General features: G+C 46.7%; 2 protein-coding genes. Both read left to right on the top strand.

What is annotated here, in order from left to right; translation table 11 throughout:
- Window positions 1–867, top strand: an 867-nt coding sequence (locus tag J0656_RS20025) for a DUF3347 domain-containing protein (RefSeq protein WP_207037084.1), incomplete at its 5' end; no start/stop codon positions are given.
- A 22-nt stretch (window positions 868–889) separates the two neighbouring features.
- Window positions 890–1,077: hypothetical protein (locus J0656_RS20020; protein WP_237689003.1), on the top strand; the 188-nt coding region annotated here is incomplete at its 3' end.

Genomic DNA, 1,077 nt, shown 5'->3' with positions numbered 1-1,077 from the left:
AAAGCAAAACAGCCCATTGCATCAGAAGCGATAACCATTCCTAAGTCGGCAGTGATGTGGACCGGGGAACGTTCTGTGGTATACATCAAGAATACCACGTCCAATGGGGTGAATTTTGTGTTGCGCGATGTCACCTTGGGACCATCGTTGGGAAATGGTTTCATTGTCAAGGAGGGGCTGCAAGAAGGGGATGAGATCGCGGTAAACGGGACCTTTAGTATCGACGCGGCGGCCCAATTGGCCGGGAAACCGAGCATGATGAATCCTGAAGGTGGGCCCGCCATGACGGGACATAACCACGGAGGCATGAAGATGGGGGATGACAAGGGTACAGGCGGTAGCGATCATTCGGAAATGGATATGGGGGATCCCGGCTTGGAAAACAAAACAGACCATTCTGATATGAACCAGCGAATGACGGCGACAGCGACTTTTAAAAACCAATTAAAACAGGTGTTGAGCGCCTACTTGGAGTTAAAGGATGCGCTTGTCAATGATAATGCCGCCAAGTCCAATGCCGCTGCAAAAAAAGTGTTGTCGGCCTTGGAACATGTGGATATGAAACAATTGACGGACAAAAAGGCGCACGGCCATTGGATGACGATATCGAAGGAAATCTCCAATTCGGCGAATTCCATTTCAAAGATATCGGATATCAAAGCCCAACGCGATCATTTTAAACATCTGTCCGCCCATCTATCCAAAGGTGTCAAGCTTTTTGGGGTCGATCAAAAGATATACGAACAGTTTTGCCCGATGGCCGATAACAACAAAGGTGCCTATTGGTTGAGTACGACCAAAGAGATCAAAAATCCCTATTTCGGAGAGGCTATGTTGACCTGCGGTGAAATCACCGATGAAATGTAATTGAACAAATGTAAATGAATGAATGATGAAAATATTGAAATCTAAAATCTTGTTTTTTGTCCTAACTGCCTTGACGACCCATGTTTTTGGGCAAGTGGGGACAAATGGTGAGGACAGAAAAGAGGAAGGTAGACCCGTTCGGGAATACAATCTTGTACTGGAACAGAACAAATTGACCCTCGGTGGGGTCACTGCCGATGCAATGACCAT

The organism is Flagellimonas aurea, from assembly GCF_017313785.1.
In the GTDB taxonomy this organism is placed as follows: domain Bacteria; phylum Bacteroidota; class Bacteroidia; order Flavobacteriales; family Flavobacteriaceae; genus Flagellimonas; species Flagellimonas aurea.
This window is presented reverse-complemented; position numbering and strand designations above follow the sequence as displayed.